Below are 21,272 nucleotides of genomic sequence, written 5' to 3'. Positions count from 1 at the left end.
GGCCGCCTCGCCGGGCTCAGCCGCGGCTGCGCTGCACCGCGACCGGCAGCGCATCCAGGGCGCGCATCGCCGGGTCCTCGAAATCGCTGCGGTCGGCCAGCCAGTGCAGCGCCATCGCCGTGGCATCGTCGCCCCAGAAGAGCTCGCCACCTGCGACCAGGGTCGGCACGCCGAACACGCCCGCGGCGATCGCCGCCTCGGTATTGGCGCGCAGGCGCGCCTTGACCGCCGCGGCATCGAGCGCGGCGGCGGCATCGTCGATGCCCAGGGTGGCGGCGACGGGTGCCAGCGCCGGCACGCTGTCGCCGGCCTGCCCACGGCCCCAGACATGGTCGAGCACGGCCTCGACGGCACGGGCGTCGGCGCCCGCGGCCAGGCACAGGCGCAGGGCCGGCAGGGGATTGAAGGGGTGCGCGGGCGGGAACGCCAGGGCGATGCCGTCGCGGCGCGCGCGCCACAGCACCTGGCGATAGGTGTGGCGGCGCTTGCCCGGCGTCTCGGCCGGGCCGACCGTGCCGTGGTGGGCCAGCAGGCCGGCCAGCAGCACCGGTACCGGCCGCAGCCGCGCCGCCAGCGCCGCGTGGTCGCGGTGGATGCGCCGCCACTGCAGGAAGGCGAAAGGAGAGATCGGATCGAAGTACCAGTCGACTGGCTCAGTCATGGCGATGCTCCGTGGCGGCTAGCGGCTCCAGGCGCACGCGCAGGTCGAACCAGGCGGCCTGGCCGGTGACCGGGTCGGCGTTGGCGTAACCGTCGTCGCGGGTCTCGGGAATCAGCGGGTTGAGCAGGAAACCGCGCCGCGACTCCGGCGCGTCTGCGGACAGCTTCCAGGCGCCGCGCGCCTTGCCGATCGCGTTCCAGGTCCACACGGTGCCGGGTTCGACGCCCTCGTGCAGGCCCAGCTCGACCTCGATGCGATCGTTGCCGCTGACCACAGCCGCGCGCGCGCCGTCGGCCAGGCCGTGCGCGGCGGCGGTGGCCGGATGCACGTAGAGCACGTTGCGGGCGGCGATCTGGCGCAACCAGCGGTTCTGCGAACCCCAGGCGTGGTACATGAACATCGGCCGCTGGGTGATCGCCGCCAGCGGCAGGCCGGCAGCCTCGGCGTCGGCGTGCTCGAAGGGCGGGTACCAGAACGGCAGCGGATCGAAGTAGCGCACCACCCGGTCGCGGTCCTTGGCCGGGGGGACCACCGGGCCATGGCCCTGGCCGGCCAGCCGGAAGCGTTGCAGGGTTTCGCTGTACAGCTGGAACACCAGGGCCTCGCGCTCGCCCGGCGCAGCCGCGGGGGCCACGAAGCCCAGGGCCTGCGCCCAGTCCAGATAGTCCTGGTTGGCCATCTTCAGGTAGCGGCCGGCCGCCGGCACCGGCGCTGCGAAGTAGCAGTCGGCCGCGCCATAGGCATCGAGCTGCGCGGGGTTGGGCGCGCCCTTGCCGACCGCCCGGCCGTCGGCACCGCGATGGCCCATCAGCAGGCCGACGCCGGGCGCGCGCTCGTGGTTGGCGATGTAGTCGGGGTAACCGCCCGGGTAGCGCGGCCGGCCCTGCGCATCGACCATGCCGGGCAGGCCCAGGCGCGCGCCCAGGTCGAGCAGCACGTCCTGGAACGGCCGCACGTCGCGGTCGGGGGCCACCACCGGCTGGCGGATCGCGTCGATGGCGGCGTCGGCCTCGGAGACCGGCCGGTCCAGCACCGAGATGCAGTCGTATCGCTCCAGGTAGGTGGTGTCGGGCAGCACCAGGTCGGCGTAGGCGACGGTCTCCGAATCGTAGGCATCGACATAGATGATGCGCGGGATCCGGTACTCGCCGGTGGCCGGGTCGCGGTCGGTCAGCATGGCCCGGGTCTGTGTGGTGTTCATCGCCGAGTTCCAGCCCATGTTGGCCATGAACAGGAACAGCAGGTCGATGGGATAGGGATCGCCGGCCCAGGCATTGCGGATCGCACCCTGCAGCATGCCGTGGACGGCCAGCGGATGCTCCCAGGAAAACGCCTTGTCGAGCCGACGCGGCGCGCCCGCGGCGTCGACCAGCAGGTCGGCGGGCGATTGCGGATAGCCCAGCGGCGCGGCATCCAGGGCACCGTTTTCGCCACGCGCCTTGCCTGGCCGGTTGCCCGGCGGCGTGCCCTTGGGATAGGGCGGCTGGAAGCGGTGGCTGCCGGGCGAGTCGATCGCGCCCAGCAGCATCTGCAGCACGTGCAGGGCGCGGCAGGTGTGGAAGCCGTTGGCATGGGCGGCGATGCCGCGCATGGCATGCATGGCGACCGGCCGCGCCTGGAAGCCTTCGTGGCGGCGGCCATGCACGTCGGTCCAGGGCTGTTCCAGGAAGAACGACTGGTCGAAGGCGGCGTGCGCCAGCTCGGCGGCCAGCCGGTGGATGGTCGCGGCCTCGACCCCGCACCGGGCGGCGACGGCCTCCGGCGCGTAGGCCGGATCCAGGTAGCGCTGCGCAAGCAGGTGGAAGGCCGGATGCGCGCGGCGACCGTCCGGCAGCCTGTACTCGCCCACCACCGCCGGGGAAAGGGGGTCAGAGTCACTTTCCGGCCCCCAATGAATGGACAGTGCTGGCGCCAACCCGCCGGAAAGTGACTCTGACCCCCTTTGCCCCCCCTTCGCCCAGCACAGCGGATTGCCGGACGCATCGCGCGCGAACAGGCCGTCATCGGCGGCGCCGGGATCGTCGATCACCAGCCAATGCGCATTGCAATGGCGCACCAGGTAGTCGAGGTCGATGCGATCGGCGCGCAGCAGGCAGTGGATCAGTGCGCCGACCAGCAGGCCGTCGGTGCCCGGCCGGATGCCGATCCATTCGTCGGCGATGGCGCCGTAGCCGCTGCGCACCGGGTTGACCACCACGATCTTGACGCCGCGCGCCTTCAGCCGGCCCAGGCCCAGCTTGATCGGATTGGAATCGTGATCCTCGGCGACGCCCCAGAGCATCAGGTAGCGGGTGTGTTCCCAGTCCGGTTCGCCGAACTCCCAGAACGAACCGCCATAGGTGTACATGCCGGCGGCGGCCATGTTCACCGAGCAGAAGCCGCCGTGCGCGGCGTAGTTGACGGTGCCGTACTGCTGCGCCCACCAGCCGGTCAGCGCCTGGCTCTGGTCGCGTCCGGTGAAGAAGGCCAGGCGGTCCGGATCGCGCGCGCGGGTCTGCGCGAGCCAGTCGGTGGCCAGTGCCAGCGCCTCGTGCCACTCGATCTCCCGGAACGCCCGCTCGCCGCGCTCGCCGACCCGCAGCAGCGGCTTGCGCAGCCGCGCCGGCGAGTTGTGCTGCATGATCCCGGCGCTGCCCTTGGCGCACAGCACGCCACGGTTGACCGGATGCGCCGGGTTGCCCTGGATGTAGCGGACCTTGCCCGCGCGCAGGTGCACCTTGATGCCGCAGCGGCAGGCGCACATGTAGCAGGTGGTGGTCCTGACCTGGTCACCGATGGCTGTCACGGGCTAATCCCTTGCGGCTGGCCGGACAGTCTATTGCCCCGGCGCGGCGCTCGCGGCCCGGTCGCAGCCGGCTGGCCGCTGAACGCCGCCCCTTGCCGCCAGCCCCCGGGCGGGCCAAGGTACGTTCCTGCATGCGCGGCCGCCCGGTCGCGCCGTTTCCAGGAGCCACCCATGGTCCGTTCCCTGATCGCCAGTCTCGCCCTGCTTGCCGGAAGCCTGCCCATGACCAGCCACGCGCAAAACGCCACCGGTTACACGTTGCCCGCCGATGCCACCCTGCTGGCCATCCAGGTGCAGGGCGAGGCCAGCCGCAAGCCGGACATCGCCACCTTGTCCACCGGCGTGGTCACCGAGGCGCCGGACGCCAATGCCGCCCTGCGCGAGAACGCCCGGCGCATGACCGCCGTGGTCGCGGCGATCCGCGCCGCCGGCATCGCCGAACGCGACGTACAGACCAGCGGCGTGACGGTCGGACCGCAGTACCAGTACCAGGACCGCCAGGCACCGCGCATCACCGGCTACCAGGCCACCAACACGGTGACGCTGAAAGTGCGCGACCTCGCCAAGCTGGGCGATGTCATCGATGCCCTGGCCGGCCAGGGCGCCAACCAGATCCACGGGCCCAGCTTCGGCATCGACCAGCCCGAGCCGGTGCAGGACGAGGCCCGCCGCGCCGCCGTGGCCAGCGCCCGGGCACGCGCCGAGGCCTATGCCGAGGCCCTGGGTCTGGCGGTGCGCCGCATCGTCAGCATCAACGAGGGCGTCGGCGGCGGCGTGCGGCCGATGCCGATGATGGCAATGCGCATGGAGGCCGACAGCGGCGCCTCGACCCCGGTCATGCCTGGCGAGAACACGCTGTCGGTGTCGATCGAGGTGGTTTTCGAACTGGGCCGCTGAGCCGCGCCGCATTCGTTCAGCGACGGGCGTCCGGGTGGCCCGGCGGCAGGGACACCCGGCCGTCGTAGCCGTCGCGCGTATCGCTGCATCCGTAGCGGCCCTGCCACGCGGGAGACGCGCCACCGGCGACCGACACCTCACCACCGATGCGGCCGGCACAGGGTGCTTCGACCGGCGCGTTCGGCCCACCACCGATGAGCCCCCCGACTATTTCCACGACGCTCCGGACACCGAGCGGCGCCTGTGCCCGCAGTTCCGGAAGGGCCGAACCCGGCGGTCGCGCACCCGGTACACGCGGCCGCCGCACCTGCGGCAGCGCCGCCTGGTCGCGACGGCCGAATCCCTGGGCAGGCGCCGCATCGGGCGGGCTGAAGAAGGGGTCCTCGTGCTCGGCGATGCGTCCGGTGGCGGCTTCCGGTGACGGCTCCACCGGCGCCTCGACGAACACCGCCTCCATCGCCGGCGCCGGCGCCTGGCTGCGCACGGGACGACGGACCACTGGCGCACGCACCTCGCGCGGCGGCAGGGACTCGGCCGGCTCGGGTTCGGCAGGCGGATCGGACCGGGACGGCTGCGGCTCGAATTCGATCCAGCTCACCACCTCCAGCGGCCGGTCGGCGACCAGCGCCGGCTGCCAGGGCGCCATCGCCCGCACCAGCAGGACCAGCAACCCGGCGTGGCCCAGCACCACGACGGCAAGGATCAACAGCTGTCCGCGCTCGCGCATTCGCGCCCTTGCACACGGGCCGATGCCCGGGGAGCGCGAAGGCTAGCGGCTGCTGCGTTAACCGCCTGCTAAACGCGGCGAGCCTCATAACAGTGTCTCGCCCCATGGGCTGCGCCAGCAGCCCCCCGGCGTCCTTTCCCCACCGCTCCGACAGCGATCAAGACCGCGGTTGGGCGCCCGGATCGGCAACATCGACGATGCTGCGGTCGACGCTTCGACGACGCCTCAGCGCCGCGTCGGCCAGCACCGCCACTGCGACCATCAACAGGGGCGGCAACGGGTGCAGGTAGCGGAACACCAGCGCGTGGCCGAACAGGATGTTGGAAGCCGCCAGTCCGAGGATCGCGAGCGCCAGCACCGCCAGAGACGGCGTGGCGCGTGCTCGTGCCAGGACAAGCAGCGCCAGAGCCAGCAATGGCGCGATCAGCACCTGCAGGGTCAGCACCGGGCGATAGGCGACCATCATTCGGTGTACCAGCCCGTCGGGATGGCGCCATGCGCTGGCGTCATGTCCGAACAGGTCCTGCACCTGACCGATGAAGCGCTGGTCCGGCGGGCGGATGCCCAGGTCGTCCTGCATCCGGTCATCGGCGTAGGCGACATCGAAATGATCGGCGAAGGTGGCCAGGCCGAGTGCCAGCACCGCCGACGGCTGTCGCCGCAACAGGTCGCCGGCAATGCGGCCGGCCACCGCGTCGGCATCGTCGGGCCGTGCGGCGCGCAGGCGCGCGATCAGGCCCTCGGGGTGCCACATCTGCCATTCGCGGCTGCGTCGATCGCCAGGGTCTTCGGCCAGGCCCTGCAGCAACGCCGGCGGCACGCCCTGGCGATCGAGGTGCCCGGGGGTCAGCAAGGGTGCCAGCCAGGCCAGCCGGAACAGGCCGCTGCTGGCGATGTAGCCGGGATCGACGCCGACGGCCTTGCCATAGGCCACCCGGTAGCCCTGATGCAGCGCGCAGGTCGCGAGCAGGGCCAGGCCGAAATGAACGACGATGCGCCGTGCAGCGGGACGCGACCGACCGGAGGGGCGGTGCGCGGCAGGTCCGCCCGGCGGCGCGGGCAGGCCTGGCCGCGCGAGCAGCCACAGCAGCGGAAACCCCGATCCCAGCACCAGCACGGTCGGCAGCAGTGACAGGCGGAAGCTCACCGCGACCAGCCCCAGACCGACGGCCAGTAGGATTTTCGCCGGCATCGGCCGCCGGAAGTAGCTGCACTGCGCGAGCAACATGGCGACCAGGAAGCCGGTTCCGAACGTCTCCGCCATCACCGTCCGCTCGTAGTAGAGCTGCATCGGCTCGAGCGCGATCAGGACAGCAGCCAGCGCCGCCAGCCCGGCGCGCACCCCGAGGTCGCGGACCAGCAGGCGGTACAGCAAGGCCGCGAGCACGGCGCCCAGTGCGCTCTGCAGCAACACCAGCACGTGCAGGGACCGGCTCGGCAGCGCGGTCAGCCAGATCAGGAACGGGTAGGTGGAACTGCGGTCCCGCAATCCCCAGCCGCGCGTTGCGGCGTTGATGTAGCTGGCCGAATCGCCGAAGAAGAACCGCGGATCCGGGTCGACCAGCAAGAACGCCGCCTTCGCGAGAACCAGGCCGGCCAGCACGGCCAGGAGGGCGCGCATCCTGGTGTCGGACTGCAGGGTGTTTCGAGTAACTCCGCTCAATGCTCTGCTCACTGCGCCGGCAGGGGATCGCGGATTCTAGTGACGACCCGCCGTGTCTCGCCGCTCTTGCCGCGAATCCGGTTCTTGCACCGGAATCCGGCCAAGGGCACTTGGGCGCGCTTCAATCCGCGGTGATGGTGAACGATCCAGCGGGCAGCGGAGCCGATCGCTCCGGATCGGGAGGAGAATGGCGCCGTTGCCAAGGAGGTCGGAGCACGACAACAAACGGTGAACACGATGGCGGGCCTGGTCACGTAACCTGCGCCGCCCGATCACCGGATACCCCGATGCCGAACCGACGCCTCGCTCTTGCCCTGCTCGTCCTGTGGCTGCACGCCGGATGGCTGCCCGCCCAATCCAGGCAGATGCAGCGGGCTCTGGAGGTCACCGAGGCGCTGCATGCCGGCGGACAGCGTCACGAGGCCGAGGGGCTCACTCTGTGGATCGATCCCGACGGCCTCGACGAGGCGACCGTTGCCGCGTTCCTGGCGCAGCTGGAAAGCGGCCTGGCCGCCGTGCAGGGACATCTGGGCGGCCTGCTCGACGAACCGGAGGCGCCGCGCCGGGTCGAGGTCTTCATGAGCCCGAAGGTGGGCATGTCGCACGTGCGTTTCGATGTGCCGACCATGGTCTACATCCCCACCTGGCGCATCGCCGACCGCTCCGCCCCGTACCTGCACGAACTGGTGCACGCCGTTGCGAGCTGGTCCTGGCGGCATTCGGAGTGGCTGGGCGAGGGCCTCGCCAACCATGTCGCCGCCGCGGTCGAACCGGTCAGCGGCGGCTACCACCATTCCAACGTCGTCCCGGAACGCCTGCACGACGTCCATCTGCACCTGGCGACGCCGGAGGGCCGCGAAGTGCTGGCGCTGATCGGTCCGCCCGGCCGGCGCCGCCACCTGCCGCCGGCGCTCGAGGCGATCAACACCAAGGTGCTGACCGATCGCACCCGTTACGCGCGGCCCTTCTACGCCCTGTCCTGGTCGTTCGTCGATTTCGTCGTCGCCCGCGAAGGGCTGGCCGGGCTGCGCGATGTGGTGGCCGATCAGGCGCGCGTCGATGAACTGAAACAGGCCTGGCTGCTGGACCTCGAAGCTGCGCTGGCGGAACGCTGACCGGAGCCGGGCCGCGGGTCTCCGGTCGCAGCCGAGGATGCCTGGCGGCCGGTCGAGCCAGGGCCGCCAACGGTTGCAAGCCGCCGCGACCGGCCGCAGGATGGGCGCTTCGCCCGACCTGCCGACTCCGCCATGCAACGACGTCAGTTCCTGAAGGCCGGCGGCACCCTGGCCGCCACCGGTTCCCTGGCCGCCTGCACCCGTGAGGCCTCCGCCCCCGCTGCGGGCGAACGCGATGCGCGCAGGTTCCAGTGGAACATGGTGACCACCTGGCCCGCCAACTTCCCTGCGCTGGGCACCGGCGCGGCACGCCTGGCGCGGATGATCACGGCCGCCTCGGGCGGCCGGCTGAGCGTGCGCGTGTACGGCGGCGGCGAGCTGGTACCGCCGTTCGAGACCTTCGACGCGGTCGCGCGCGGCACCGCGCAGATGGGCCATGGCGCCGCCTACTACTGGGGCGGCAAGTCGCCGGCCTGTCCGTTCTTCGCGGCGGTGCCGTTCGGCCTCAACACCCAGGAGATGAACGGCTGGCTGTACCACGGCGGCGGGCTTGAACTGTGGCGCGAGCTGTATGCGGGTTTCGGCCTGGTGCCGTTCCCGGCCGGCAATACCGGCGTGCAGATGGCCGGCTGGTTCAACCGCGAGATCCGCACCGCGGCCGACCTGCGCGGCCTGAAGATGCGCATTCCCGGCCTGGGCGGCGAGGTGATGGCGCGGCTGGGCGCGACGCCGGTCAACCTGCCCGGCGCCGAACTGTTCACCGCCCTCCAGACCGGCGTGATCGATGCCACCGAATGGGTCGGACCCTACAACGACCTGGCCTTCGGCCTGCACCGCGCGGCCCGGCATTACTACTACCCGGGTTGGCAGGAGCCCTGCGCGACGCTGGAGTGCATCGTCAACAAGACGGCATTCGAGTCCCTGCCCGAGGATCTGCAGGCGATCGTCGAAGCCTGCTGCCGGGCGATCAACGACGACGTGCTGGCCGAGATGACCGCGCAGAACGGCCGGGCGCTGGAGCAGCTGCGCGACGAGCACAAGGTCGACGTGCGGGCGCTGCCGGACCCGGTGCTGGCGGCGCTGAAGGAGGCTTCCGACCAGGTGGTCGCCGAGGTCGCCGCGCGCGATGCCTTCGCCGGCCGGGTGCTCGAGTCCTATCGCGCCTTCCAGACGGATGCCGCGGCCTGGCACCGCAGCAGCGAGCTGCCCTACTACCTGGCGCGCGGTTGAACTCGCCCCAAGGGAAGTCGGAGCCCCGCTCTCCGCTACCCGCTCCCTGCTCCCTGATCCCCGCTACCGGCCATACAGCACGCCGGGCAGCCAGGTGGCCAGGGCCGGCCAGGCCATCACCAGGGCGATCATGGCGAGCTGGATGGCGATGAACGGCGCGACGCCGCGATACAGGGCGGTGGTCGGAACGCTGGCAGGTGCGACGCCACGCAGGTAGAACAGTGCGAAGCCGAACGGCGGAGTGAGGAAGGAGGTCTGCAGGTTGATCGCCATCAGCACGCCCAGCCAGACCGGGTCGGCGCCCAGCGCCAGCAGGGCCGGGGCGACGATCGGCACCACCACGAAGGTGATCTCGATGAAGTCGAGCACGAAGCCGAGCAGGAACATCGCCAGCATGACCAGGGCCAGCGCACCCCACAGGCCGCCGGGCAGCGACGCCAGCGCATCGTGGACCAGGTCGTCGCCGCCGAAGCCGCGGAACACCACGGTGAACAGGGCGGCACCGATCAGGATGAAATAGACCATCGAGGTGGTGGACACCGTGCCGTCGAGCACCTGGCGCAGGCGGGCGCGGTCCAGACGGCCGGCCAGGGCGGCGATCGCCAGCGCGCCGACCGCGCCCACCGAGGCCGCCTCGGTGGGCGTCGCGTAGCCGCCGAGGATGGAGCCCAGCACCAGCAGCACCAGGGTCAGCGGCGCGAACACGGCCAGCAGTACCTGGCGACGCGGCAGCGGTGCCGGGCGCGCCGCCAGCGCCGGCGCCCGCGCAGGGTTCCGCCAGGCCGTCCAAAGCAGCCAGGCGATGTAGCCGCAGACCAGAACCAGGCCGGGCAGCAGCGCGCCGGCGAACAGATCGCCCACCGACACCGACTCCGGCGCGAAGTTGCCCTGCCGCAACTGCGCCTGCTGGTAGGCGTTGCCGAGCTGGTCCCCCAGCAGCACGAGCACCAGCGAGGGCGGGATCACCTGGCCCAGGGTGCCGGCCGCGCAGATGGTGCCGGTGGCCAGGCGGGCGTCATAGCCGTGGCGCAGCATCACCGGCAGCGAGATCAGGCCCATCGCCACCACGGTGGCGCCGACGATGCCGGTGCTGGCAGCCAGCAGGGCGCCGACCAGCATCACCGACACCGCCAGCCCGCCGCGCACCCGGCCGAACAGCCGGCCCATGGCCTCGAGCAGGTCCTCGGCGACGCCCGAGCGCTCCAGCATCAGGCCCATGAATACGAACAGCGGCACCGCCAGCAGGGTCTCGTTGGCCATCGCGCCGAACACGCGGTTCGGTATCGCCTGCAGGAACACCGGGTCGAATGCGCCGAGCAGCCAGCCCAGGCCGGCGAAGGCAAGCGCCACGCCGCCCAGGGTGAAGGCCACCGGAAAGCCGGCCAGCAGCGCGGCGCACAGCGCCAGGAACAATCCGACCGCCAGGACCGCGCTCATGCGGCCGGCACCGCCGGATCGCCACCCCGGTCCGCGCTGAAGTCCAGGCGCAGGCCACGCGCCAGCCCGGCCATCGCCAGCAGCAGCGCCGAAAGCGGGATCAACGCCTTGATCAGGTACAGCCCGGGCAGCCCACCGACCTCGCGCGAGGCCTCGCGCAGTCGCCAGGACGCGGCCACGTAGTCGAGGCTGGTCCAGAACAGCACCGCGCAGAACGGCAGCAGCAACAGCAGCAGACCGGCCAGCTCGACGCGCGCCCGGGTGCGTGGCGACCAGCGCTGCTGCAGGACATCGACGCGGACGTGGCCGTCGCGCAGCAGGGTCCAGGCGCCGCCCAGCATGAAGGCCACGGCATTGAGATGCAGGACCAGTTCCTGGGCGGCGATGCTGCCGCGCCCGGCGCCGTAACGCAGCGCCACCAGCGCGAAGGTGACCAGCACCACGGCCAGCACGCAGGCGCCGCACAGCCAGCCCAGCGCCCGCAGCGGCGCTTCCAGCCGGTGCGCCAGCCGCTGTCTTGCCGATTCCGCCGTCATTCTCGCCTCCTGCCCGCCCCTGCCACGGCCGCGCAGCATAGGCCCGAACGGCCAGGCCTGCACCATGCCAGGGCTGGGCTGGGTGGCGCCCCCGGCAGTGCGTGCCGGCGGGGGGGCGCTGCGTGGCGCCTTACAATCCGGCCATGACCCGACTCCTGCTGATCGACGGCTCCTCGTATCTGTACCGCGCCTTCCATGCCCTGCCGCCGCTGAGCAACCGCGACGGCGAGCCGACCGGCGCGCTGTTCGGCGTGTTCAACATGCTGCGCCGGCACCTGGAGGAGGCGCCCGAGCACCTGGCGATGGTCATGGATGCCTCAGGCCCGACCTTCCGCGAGGAGCTCGACCCCCAGTACAAGGCCAACCGACCGCCGATGCCGGACGACCTGCGCGCCCAGGTGCAACCGCTGCTCGACCTGGTGGCGGCACTGGGCATTCCCCTGCTGCGCGTGCCCGGCGTCGAGGCCGACGACGTGATCGGCACGCTGGCGCGGCAGGGCCACGCGGCCGGCATGGCGGTGACCATCTCGACCTCGGACAAGGACTTCGCGCAACTGGTCGGCGACGGCATCGAACTGGTCAACACCATGAGCGGCAGCCGGCTGGACCGTGCCGGCGTGGCGTCGAAGTTCGGCGTGCCGCCCGAACGCATCGTCGACCTGCTGGCGCTGATGGGCGACAGCATCGACAACGTGCCCGGCGTCGACAAGTGCGGGCCGAAGACGGCGGCCAAGTGGCTGGCCGAACATGGCTCGCTGGATGCGGTGATCGCCGCTGCGGACAGCTTCAAGGGCAAGCTGGGCGAGAACCTGCGTGCGGCCCTGCCCAGGCTGCCGCTGAACCGCGAACTGGTCACCATCCGGACCGACGTGCCGCTGGAGGCCGGGCCGGCGGATCTGCGCCGCACCGATCCGGACCGCGAGACGCTGCGGTCGATGTACAGCCGCTACGGCTTCACCGCAGCGCTGCGCGAACTCGATGGCGAGAGCGGCGTGGCGTCGGCGGCGCCGCAGGACGCCGGCACGCCAGCCGCCATGGCGCCCGCACCGTCGGCATCGAACGGCAACGGCGATCCGGTCGAACGGCAGTACGAACTGGTCCTGGACGCCGACCGCTGGCAGGCATGGCTGGACCGGCTGCACGACGCACGGCGCTTCGCCTTCGACACCGAGACCACCGGCCTGGACCCCCATCGCGCCGGCCTGGTCGGGCTGTCCTTCGCCGTTGCCCCGGGCCAGGCCTGCTACGTCCCGCTGACGCACGACGGCCCGGGCGCGCCGGCGCAGCTCGGCGCCGCCCGGGTGCTCGCCGACCTGGCGCCGCTGTTCGCCGATCCGGGCATCGAGCGGATCGCCCAGCACGGCAAGTACGACCTGCACGTGCTGCGCCGTGCCGGCCTGCCGGCGGGCGACTTCGCGTACGACACCATGCTGGAATCCTACGTACTGAACGCCACCGCCAGCCGCCATGACATGGACACGCTGGCGGCGCGCCACCTGGGCATCACCACCATCCGCTACGAGGATGTCGCCGGCAAGGGCGCGCGGCAGATCCCGTTCAACCAGGTCGACCTGGACAGCGCCCTGGCCTACGCCGCCGAGGACGCCGACATCACGTTGCGCCTGCACGAGGCGCTGTGGCCCCGGCTGCAGGCGGAGCCTGCGCTGGCGAGCGTGTTCTCCGCGATCGAGATGCCGCTGGTGCCGGTGCTTGCAGACATGGAGCGCACCGGCGTGCTGGTCGACACCGACCTGCTGGCCGCCCAGGGCAAGGCCCTGCGCGAACGCATGCGGGAACTGGAAGGCGAGGCCCACGCCCTGGCCGGGCGCGCCTTCAGCCTGGATTCGCCGCGCCAGCTGCAGGCCGTCCTGTTCGAGGAACTGGGCCTGCCGGTGACCGTGAAGACCGCCACCGGCCAGGCCTCGACCAACGAGGAGGCGCTGGAGGCGCTCGCCGACCAGCACGCGCTGCCGCGGGTGGTCCTGGAGTACCGCAGCCTGGCCAAGCTGGTGTCCACCTACATCGAGAAGCTGCCCCTGCAGGTGAACCCGGAGACCGGCCGGGTGCACACCAGCTACCACCAGGCCGTCGCCGCCACCGGCCGGCTGTCCTCCTCCGACCCCAATCTGCAGAACATCCCGGTGCGCACCGCCGAGGGTCGGCGGATCCGCAAGACCTTCGTGGCGCCGTCGGGATGGCGGATAGTCTCGGCCGACTACTCGCAGATCGAGCTGCGCATCATGGCGCACCTGTCCGGCGACCCCGGCCTGCTGGAAGCCTTCCGGCTCGGCCACGACATCCACCGCGCCACCGCCGCCGAGGTCGCCGGCAAGGCGCTGGAGGCGGTCACCGCCGAGGAGCGGCGCGCCGCCAAGGCTGTCAACTTCGGGCTGATCTACGGCATGGGTGCGTTCGGCCTGGCGCGCCAGCTCGGCATCGAGCGCGGCGAGGCGCAGGACTGGATCGACCGCTACTTCGCCCGCTATCCCGGCGTCCGCGAGTTCATGGACCAGACCCGCGAGCAGGCGCGCACGCGCGGTTACGTCGAGACCGTGTTCGGCCGCCGTCTGTACCTGAACGATATCCGCGCGCGCAACGCCAACCTGCGCCAGGCGGCCGAGCGCGCCGCGATCAACGCGCCCATGCAGGGTACCGCCGCCGACATCATCAAGCGCGCCATGATCGCCCTGCACGCCCGACTGGGCGCCGATGCGAGGTCGGTGCGGATGATCATGCAGGTCCATGACGAACTGGTGTTCGAGGTCCGTGACGGCCGTGTGGAAGAGGCCAAGACCATGATCCGCAAAGAGATGGCCGGCGCCGCCGAGCTCAGCGTCGAACTGGTCGTCGAGGTCGGCGAGGGCGCCGACTGGGACGAAGCCCACTGAGGGCTGAACGGCGCCGCGATCTTCACCGGAACTTAAGGATGACCCGCGTATCTATGATCGCGACTGGCCGTGAGGTCCGTCAGGTTCACACTCCTCCCTGGTGAACCGACCAAGACAGGGCTGCTTCCTCCCCTAGGCAGCCTGGAGTAGCAACAGCCCCGGATGTCCACCCCTGGCGTCCGGGGTTTTTCTTTTCCGCCTCCCGTCGAGGCATCCGGCACGCGGTGCCGCGACGCAGCAATGCCCATCGCGATCGACAGCCCTCCGGACACGGCGCAGCGCGCGCCGATCGCCGTCGCTGGGCCGTGCCTTGCCTGGCCTTCTTCGCAAGGCCGCTGCTGCCCTCGCCAATCTCCTGGCCGCCGCGCGGTCTGTGGGAACTACATCGTTGCCGGCCCGGCAGCGCGCGCTGGCCGGGGCAGCCTCTCCCCGCCCCCCCGCGGGCGGGGGAGGGGAGAAGTGCGGATGGAGCGCCAGGCTCCCAGGGCCGCGCGCCACCTGGCGGGCCCTGGTCGACCCGCCCGGGAAAGCAGCCGCGCCGCCTCAGCGGCAGCGGTAGGCGATGAAGCGCTGCTCGCCGCCGCGCGGCTCGTCGACCGCGACGATGGTGTCGCCACCCAGCGCGGCGGCCTCGTTGCGGGCCAGCGACTCGAGTTCGTCGCGGACCTTGAGGGGATTGCGCTCGACCCCCGGCATCAGCCGGTCGCGCACACCGACGCCGATCTCGCCGACCTTGGTGCAACCGGTCGCGTTGCCGTCATAGGCCACCCGCACGCGGCTGCCGGCCTCGTCCGGCTTCACCCAGGTGCAGGCGGTGGACAGGGCGGCGACCAGGGCGATCGGCAGGAAACGGCGCTGGGGCATGGAAGGACTCCTGGAACGGGGGACGACCGGGCGCCCAGTGTGCGCCCGGCTGCTGAACATGCAGTGATCGTAGCGGCTGCGGACCGCCGCCGCGTCCGCACCGGCGCGCGGCGCCCGGGCCTGCCCGGACCCCACGCACCCGGCGCTTTCGCCCGGCCTGCCGGTACGCGCTCAGTCGTCGGCCGGCGCCCCCTCGCCCGGGTCCGGGGCGTCGCCCTCCCCGACCGGCGCACCGTCGGCATCGAGCACCTGCACCTCGCCCAGCGCCAGCGCGCGCACCGGCGCGGCGGTCTGCGCCAGGTCGCCGACCACGATCCAGGTGAGGCGGTCCGGGTCGAGCACACTGGCGGAGGCGCGCACCGCCTCGTCGCTGGTGCCGGCGATCTGCGCACGCAGGGTCTGCACGTAGTCGTCGGGGCGGCCGTAGCGGACGATGCCGGCGACCGCGGCGAGCACCGCGCTGCCGGTTTCATAGGCGCCCGGCAGGCTGCGGATGCGGCTGTCGCGGATCTTGGCGATCTCCTCGGCGCTGGCCGGGTTGTCGCCGATGAACGCCGCCAGTTCGCGGCGGATCTCGGCGATCGCCTCGGCGGTCTTGTCGATCTGCACCGGCGCGGTGCCGATCCAGGGGCGCTGGCCGACGGCGTTGCTGGCGCTGCTGCGGGCGCCGTAGGACCAGCTCTTGTCCTCGCGCAGGTTCATGTTGATGCGCGAGGTGAAGGTGCCGCCGTAGACGCCGTTGGCGAGGTCGAAGGCCAGCGCGGAGGCATCGCCGGTCGGCGGCACCACCTGGCCGTACAGGATGTTGGCCTGGATCGCGCCGGGCTGGTCGATCAGGAACACGCGCTGGCCGGCCGGCAGTTCGACGGCATGGCGGTCGAGTGCGGGCGCCGGCGCGGCCGGCGCGGCCCACTGTCCGAAGCGCGCTTCCACCAGGGCCTTGAGGTCGGCCATGGCGATGTCGCCGACCACCACCAGGGTGGCGGTGTCGGGCCGCAGCCAGGTGCGATGGAAACCGACCAGGTCGTCGCGGCTCAGGGCGGAGATCGAGGACTCGGTGCCGCTGCCGGTGAACGGAATGCCGTAGGCATGGCCGTCCCCGTACATCAGCGGCGGCAGCAGGCGCAGCGCCAGGCTGGCCGGCTGGGTCTTCTCCTGGGCGATCTGCGCCAGCCACTGGGCGCGCACGCGCTCGATCTCGGCGGCGTCGAAGCGTGGCCGCAGCACGGTGTCGGCGAACAGGTCCAGGGCGGCCGGCAGGGTGTCGCGCAGCGCCGACAGGGAGACCGAATGCGCATCCAGCGCGGCGCCGCTGCCGATCTGCGCGCCCAGCGCCTCGGCGGCGGCAGCGAAGGCCAGGGCGTCGCGCTCGCCGGCACCCTCGTCGAGCATGGCCATGGCGAAGCCCGAGGTGCCCAGGGTGGCGCCGGCATCGGCGCTGAAGCCGCCGTCGAACTCCAGGCTCATCTGCACAAGCGGCAGGCCCTCCCGTCGCGCCAGCACCAGGCGCAGGCCGTTGTCGAGGGTGGCGCGCTGCAGGGTCGGGAAGGCCAGGTCCGGGAAGCGTTCGGTGACCGGCGGACCGGCGCTGCGGTCGACATCGGTCTCGACCACGGCGAACGCCGGGTCGGCGGCCGGCACCGGCGGCGCCTCGACATGCGGCGCAGTGGGCGCATCGTCGGGCGTCGGCAGACGTTCGCCGGGCAGCACCACCAGGGTGTGGTCGCCCTGCGCCAGCCAACGGCGGCCGGCACGACGCAGGTCGGCGACCCGCGCCCGCTCGACCTGGCCAAGCTCGGCGCGGAAGCAGCCCGGGTCGCCGGTGAACACCGCGCACTCGGCCAGCACGTCGGCCTTGCCGCCGAAACCGCCGATCCGCTCGATCCGGCGCACGAAACCCGCGCGCCAGGCGGTGCGGGCGCGCTCCAGCTCCTCGCGGGTCGGTCCCTCGCGCAGCAGGCGCGCCAGCTCCTCGTCGAGGATCGCCTCGACGCGGGCCGGATCGATGCCCTGCTTGACGTTGGCGACCAGGATCACGCCGCCGGAGAGCTGCTGTCCCTGCACGAAACCGCTGACCAGGTCGGCGAGCTGCTCGCCGTGCACCAGGCGGCGGTCCAGTCGTGAGGCGGCGCTGCCGGCCAGCACCTGCACCAGCAGGCGCAGGTGGGTGAGCTCGGCCTGGCCGAACTCCGGGACGTTCCAGGCCCGGTAGATGCGCGGCTGGGCGACGCGGTCGGCGATCTCCTCGCGGGTCGATTCCGTGCGCGCGGCAACCGCCACCGCCGGCTGCGCCAGGGTCGGCCCGGCCGGGATGTCGCCGAAGTAGCGGGTCACCCGCTCGCGCGCGGTGTCGACATCGATGTCGCCGGCCAGCACCAGCACGGCATTGTTGGGGCCGTACCAGCTGCGGAACCACCAGCGAACGTCGTCCATGGTGGCCGCCTCGAGATCGGCCATCGAGCCGATCGGGCTGTGCCGGTAGGGGTGCCCGGCCGGGTAGCTGGCCGCAAGCAGGCGCTCGAAGGCCTGCCCGTAGGGCTGGTTCTCCGACTGCCGCTTCTCGTTCTGGACGACGCCGCGCTGCTCGTCGAGCAGGGCCTGGTCGACCGCGCCGAGGAAGTGGCCCATGCGGTCGGACTCCATCCACAGCGCCAGGTCGAGCGCCGTGGTCGGCACGTTCTGGAAGTAGTTGGTGCGGTCCTGGTTTGTGGTGCCGTTCATGTCGGTGGCGCCGACCAGCTCGAACGGCTTGAAGTATTCGTCCGGGTAGTTCTCGCTGCCCTGGAACATCAGGTGCTCGAACAGGTGCGCGAATCCGGTCTTGCCGGGCTGCTCGTCCTTGGAGCCGACGTGGTACCAGACGTTGACCGCGACGATCGGCGCCTTGCGGTCGGTGTGCACGACCACGCGCAGGCCGTTGTCCAGGGTGAAGGTCTCGAACGGGATGTCGACGGCGGCAGCGGGGGCGGCGACCAGCGCGGCGGCCAGCAGGAGGGTGCGCATGTGCGTTCCGGACAGGCTTGGGGCCGCCAAGGGTAACCCGTGGCCCGCGCGCGTCGATAGGAAAGAGGTCACGGCCGCGGCAGCCCGCTGCCGGGCATGACGTCGCCTTGACGCAGTCCGGGCAAGGCTGCCGCCATGTACCTGCGCCGACCGGGCCTGCTGCTCATCCTGATGCTGACAACCGGCCCGGCGGACGCGACGGGCGTGCTGCGCTACCTGGGCGTCGCCACCGATGCCGGTGGGCGGACCGCGCACCTGGAGGAGCACCTGCTGCAGCCGACCGCCGACGGCGGCGAACAGCGCGTGGTGCTGTATCGCTGTCCCGACGGCGTGCCGTTCGCGCGCAAACGCCTGATCAGGCCTGCCGACAGCTTCCTGCCGCGCTTCACCCTCGAGGACCGCCGCGGCGGCTGGCGCGAAGGTATCGATGCCGGCGCGGAAGGACTGCTGGTGTTCGCCGGCCGCCTGGACCAGCCGGCGGCGCCGCGTCGGTTGCCGCCACCGGCACCGGACCTGGTCGCCGACGCCGGCTTCGACGCCTTCATCATGGCCCGGCGCGATGCGCTTGAGGCGGGCCAGGCGCTGCGCTTCGATTTCCTGCTGCCCGGCGAGGACCGGCCGCGCGCCCTCAAGGTGCGCAAGCTGGGCGAGGGCGAGACGCTGGGCCGCCCGGCCTCGCTGTACCGGCTGGAACTGGGCGCCTGGTACCGGTTCCTGGCGCCGCACGTCGATGGCTGGTACGACCGCCAGACCGGGCGCCTGCTGCGCTACGAGGGACCCAGCAACCTGCGCCAGCCCGGTGGAGGAAATCCCAAGCTGCGCATCGACTTCCCGCCCGCGCAGCGGCAGGCGGGTGCGGCCGCCACGGTGTTGGCCGAGGCCCTGGTCGTTCCGCTCGCCGACAGCTGCGGCTGAACCGGGATCGACGCGCAGGCGCAGCAGGTGCGCTGATTGTCGCCGCCCGCCCGACCGCGTCTGCCGCTACAGCTTCTGCAGGGTGACCGTACGGTTCACGCCGTCGACGTTGTAGCTGAAGGTGGCGCTGCCGGCGGAGGTGAAGTTCAGGGTGAAGCTGCCGGTCTCCACGAAGCTGCGGTTGGCCGGGTTGTAGGTCGGTCCCCAGGGCGGGCCAGTCCAGCGCACCACGCGGCCGCTGGCGACGTTCTGGCCGGTCCACGACGGGTCGAGCTGGTACCAGGACGCCCGGCCCTGGCTGTCGTACACGAACCACAGCACGAACAGCGTGTTGCCGGGCGCAGGGAACTGGAAGATCGACAGGCCGCGACCGCCCTCGGTGGCGACGTCCCACTGGCCGGTGTGGTCGCGGGTGGGCCCGGGCGGCGTGCCGCCGGTGCCGGTCAGGTAGGACTGGATCGATGGATACACCTGGTCGAAGCGCGAATAGAAATCGCGGTTGCCGGCCGCCTCGCTCTGGCCGGTGTTGGCGCACGAGGCGCCGCCGCCGAACAGCCCGCCTCGTAGGTAATAGCTGGCGGCGTCCCAGGTGAACAGGCCCGAGCCGCTGCTGCCGCCTTCGGTGGTGCCCTCGGTCCAGGACGCACGGGCGGCACTGGCCACCACCTGGCCCTCGATGTTGACGTTGGCGGTGTGCCCGGAGTGGTTGCCCCGGCTGTACTTCTTGGCGTCGCCGCTGGGGTGGTGGATCGCCACCACCGGGGTGTTGGCCTGCAGGGCCGCGGCGCTCCAGCCGGCGTACCCGGTCCCGCCAGGGACGGTGCCGTTCAGGCGCAGCAAGGCCGCGTCGGTGCCGGCCTGCGAATACAGCAGTTGCGCGCCGCCACCGACCTGGACGTTGGCGCCGGCGCCGACCGTGTTGCAGCTCGGGCTCTCGTACTGCCAGAAGGTGCGCAGGGTGCTGGCCTCGGCCTGGTTGCCGATGCAGTGGTGGGCGGTGAAGTACCAGGGGATCTGGGTGCTGGTGTCCTGGTCGTTGAGCAGGGTGCCGGTGCAGGTGAAGGTGCCGCCGCCGGATTCGAACAGCATCCGCGAGACGGCGTTCTTGGCGACGACGAAGGTGGCGCCGAGCTGGTCGACCCGGCAGGCGACATTGATGTTGCAGCTGCCCGAGTCGCCCAGGGCCTTGCCGACCAGGGCGGCGTCGCTCTGCGGGGCGACCAGCAGGTGGGACACCGCGGCGACCACACCGGTGCCCAGGCTGGCGACCTCGACGCCGTGCGGCGCGAACAGCTCGATGAGCTGGCGATCGCCGTCGGTGGCATCCGTCCAGTAGCGGCCCCAGCCGTCGAGCTGGTCGTGCGGCGACCCGCCCTCGACCGCGTACACGGACTCGGGTCGGCCGCTGCCGGCAACCCGCAGCTCGACCCCTGCCGGCAGGCGGTCGCCGCGCAAGGCCACGCGCAGGCCGAGCGCCCCCGGATCGACCACCTCGATCCGCGCCACCCGACCGCCAGCGACGACCTGCCAGGTCAGGTCGGGGCCGCCGCTGGCCAGCTCGCCGGCCAGCGCGCGGTGCAGACCGACCTGGATGCGGCGCAGGCCGGCGGCGCGATTGCCGGCCTGGACCGCCTCGACCCGGGCCGGGTCCAGGCGCCCCAGGGTCAGCACCGCGACCGCCGCACCGGGCGCGCGCCAGGCCGGTGCCGCCTTGGCCTGCGCCTGCGGCCAGGCCAGCTCGCCGGGTACCGCAGGTGCGCCCGGGTCGGCAAGCAGCGGCGCAGCGGCCAGAGTGGCGAGCAGTGGAACCGCCCCGAGAAGGCGACGGAACGGAAGCAGGGGCGGGCGGGCGCTCATGACGCATCCTTGGAAAAGGGGCGCCGGCAACGGCGCGGGACATCGCTGCAGAAGGTAACGCGAAAAGCGGGCGGGCAAGCGCACCGCCGGCCGGTCATCATCGGCATCCCGTCCCTGTGCCCCGACCGCCGTGTTCGACGTCATCCTCTATCAGCCGGAAATCCCGCCCAACACCGGCAACGCCATCCGCCTGTGCGCGAACACCGGCTGCCGGCTGCACCTGGTGGCGCCGCTGGGCTTCCAGCTGGACGATGCGCGCCTGCGCCGCGCCGGGCTGGACTACCGGGAGTACGCGACCGTGCGCGTGCACGAGGACCTGGCGGCCTGCCTGGCGTCGCTGCGGCAGCCGCGCCTGTTCGCGTTCAGCGCACACGCCCAGGTGCGCTTCGACCGTCCTGACTGGCGGCCCGGCGATGCCCTGCTGTTCGGCCCGGAAACCCGTGGCCTGCCCGCGCAGGTGCTGGCATCGGTGCCGCCCGCCCGGCGCCTGCGGCTGCCGCTGCTGCCCGGCAACCGCAGCCTGAACCTGTCCAATGCCGTGGCGGTGGCGGTGTTCGAGGCCTGGCGCCAGCACGACTACGCCGGTGGCTGGCCGGCACCGCCCGCGTCGTCATGAATCGCCGGCAACGGGCCGCGCCGCCGGACGGTCATCCGTCCATACAATGGCCGCCCGGCCGCGGTGGCCGGATCCATC

General features: G+C 72.0%; 15 protein-coding genes. 6 read left to right on the top strand and 9 right to left on the bottom strand.

All coding sequences use genetic code 11. From position 1 onward, the window contains the following. Positions 1-16: 16 nt before the first annotated feature. Positions 17-661: a 2-hydroxychromene-2-carboxylate isomerase gene (locus KF823_03130; protein MBX3724890.1), complete on the bottom strand. Its 645-nt coding sequence runs from the start codon at positions 659-661 to the stop codon at positions 17-19. Continuing rightward, positions 654-3,446 (bottom strand): molybdopterin-dependent oxidoreductase, encoded by a 2,793-nt coding sequence (locus tag KF823_03125; GenBank protein ID MBX3724889.1) that lies wholly within the window; start codon positions 3,444-3,446, stop codon positions 654-656. Before KF823_03125 ends, KF823_03130 begins: the two co-directional genes overlap by 8 nt. A 171-nt stretch (positions 3,447-3,617) precedes the next feature. On the opposite strand from KF823_03125, the gene KF823_03120 reads away from it, so the two are divergent. After that, a complete protein-coding gene (locus KF823_03120) occupies positions 3,618-4,343 on the top strand; it encodes an SIMPL domain-containing protein (GenBank protein ID MBX3724888.1) in 726 nt (241 codons plus the stop codon). Between the two features lie 16 nt (positions 4,344-4,359). On the opposite strand, the gene KF823_03115 is transcribed toward KF823_03120, so the two are convergent. Together KF823_03115 and KF823_03110 are read right to left on the bottom strand one after the other, a co-directional pair. After that, positions 4,360-5,049: a hypothetical protein gene (locus KF823_03115; GenBank protein MBX3724887.1), complete on the bottom strand. Its 690-nt coding sequence runs from the start codon at positions 5,047-5,049 to the stop codon at positions 4,360-4,362. Positions 5,050-5,227: 178 nt separating this feature from the next. After that, positions 5,228-6,691: a hypothetical protein gene (locus tag KF823_03110; protein ID MBX3724886.1), complete on the bottom strand. Its 1,464-nt coding sequence runs from the start codon at positions 6,689-6,691 to the stop codon at positions 5,228-5,230. A gap of 329 nt (positions 6,692-7,020) precedes the next feature. On the opposite strand from KF823_03110, the gene KF823_03105 reads away from it, so the two are divergent. Continuing rightward, complete coding sequence (locus tag KF823_03105) at positions 7,021-7,848, top strand: hypothetical protein (protein MBX3724885.1); 828 nt, start codon at positions 7,021-7,023, stop codon at positions 7,846-7,848. A 132-nt stretch (positions 7,849-7,980) separates the two neighbouring features. Further along, entirely contained in the window at positions 7,981-9,078 is a 1,098-nt protein-coding gene (locus KF823_03100; GenBank protein ID MBX3724884.1) for a TRAP transporter substrate-binding protein, read from the top strand. Between the two features lie 63 nt (positions 9,079-9,141). Here the strand turns inward: KF823_03100 and KF823_03095 are convergent, their stop codons facing one another. After that, positions 9,142-10,515: a TRAP transporter large permease subunit gene (locus KF823_03095; GenBank protein MBX3724883.1), complete on the bottom strand. Its 1,374-nt coding sequence runs from the start codon at positions 10,513-10,515 to the stop codon at positions 9,142-9,144. Then, a complete protein-coding gene (locus KF823_03090; protein MBX3724882.1) occupies positions 10,512-11,051 on the bottom strand; it encodes a TRAP transporter small permease subunit in 540 nt (179 codons plus the stop codon). The genes KF823_03095 and KF823_03090 overlap by 4 nt, the downstream gene beginning before the upstream one ends. A 143-nt stretch (positions 11,052-11,194) precedes the next feature. Between KF823_03090 and polA the strand changes: the two genes are divergently transcribed. Then, on the top strand, positions 11,195-13,939 hold the full coding sequence (gene polA / locus KF823_03085; protein MBX3724881.1) for a DNA polymerase I: 2,745 nt from the start codon (positions 11,195-11,197) through the stop codon (positions 13,937-13,939). Between the two features lie 543 nt (positions 13,940-14,482). Here the strand turns inward: polA and KF823_03080 are convergent. Together KF823_03080 and KF823_03075 are read right to left on the bottom strand one after the other, a co-directional pair. Then, positions 14,483-14,803 carry a DUF4156 domain-containing protein gene (locus tag KF823_03080; protein ID MBX3724880.1) on the bottom strand — a complete coding sequence of 107 codons (321 nt, stop codon included), beginning with the start codon at positions 14,801-14,803 and terminating at the stop codon, positions 14,483-14,485. Positions 14,804-14,974: 171 nt separating this feature from the next. After that, the gene (locus tag KF823_03075; GenBank protein ID MBX3724879.1) at positions 14,975-17,806 is read right to left on the bottom strand and encodes an insulinase family protein; all 2,832 of its coding nucleotides are present in this window, start codon (positions 17,804-17,806) and stop codon (positions 14,975-14,977) included. Positions 17,807-17,941: 135 nt separating this feature from the next. Here KF823_03075 and KF823_03070 point away from each other — a divergent pair, with 135 nt between their 5' ends. Next, complete coding sequence (locus KF823_03070) at positions 17,942-18,721, top strand: hypothetical protein (protein ID MBX3724878.1); 780 nt, start codon at positions 17,942-17,944, stop codon at positions 18,719-18,721. 66 nt (positions 18,722-18,787) lie between these two features. On the opposite strand, the gene KF823_03065 is transcribed toward KF823_03070, so the two are convergent. After that, a complete protein-coding gene (locus KF823_03065) occupies positions 18,788-20,578 on the bottom strand; it encodes a trypsin-like peptidase domain-containing protein (GenBank protein MBX3724877.1) in 1,791 nt (596 codons plus the stop codon). A 130-nt stretch (positions 20,579-20,708) separates the two neighbouring features. On the opposite strand from KF823_03065, the gene KF823_03060 reads away from it, so the two are divergent. Further along, the gene (locus KF823_03060) at positions 20,709-21,194 is read left to right on the top strand and encodes a tRNA (cytidine(34)-2'-O)-methyltransferase (protein MBX3724876.1); all 486 of its coding nucleotides are present in this window, start codon (positions 20,709-20,711) and stop codon (positions 21,192-21,194) included. Positions 21,195-21,272: the final 78 nt, after the last annotated feature.

This window comes from Lysobacterales bacterium, from assembly GCA_019634735.1.
GTDB lineage: Bacteria > Pseudomonadota > Gammaproteobacteria > Xanthomonadales > UBA2363 > Pseudofulvimonas.
Note: the sequence above shows the minus strand (reverse complement) of the source record. Positions and strands in the feature narration are given on the sequence as shown.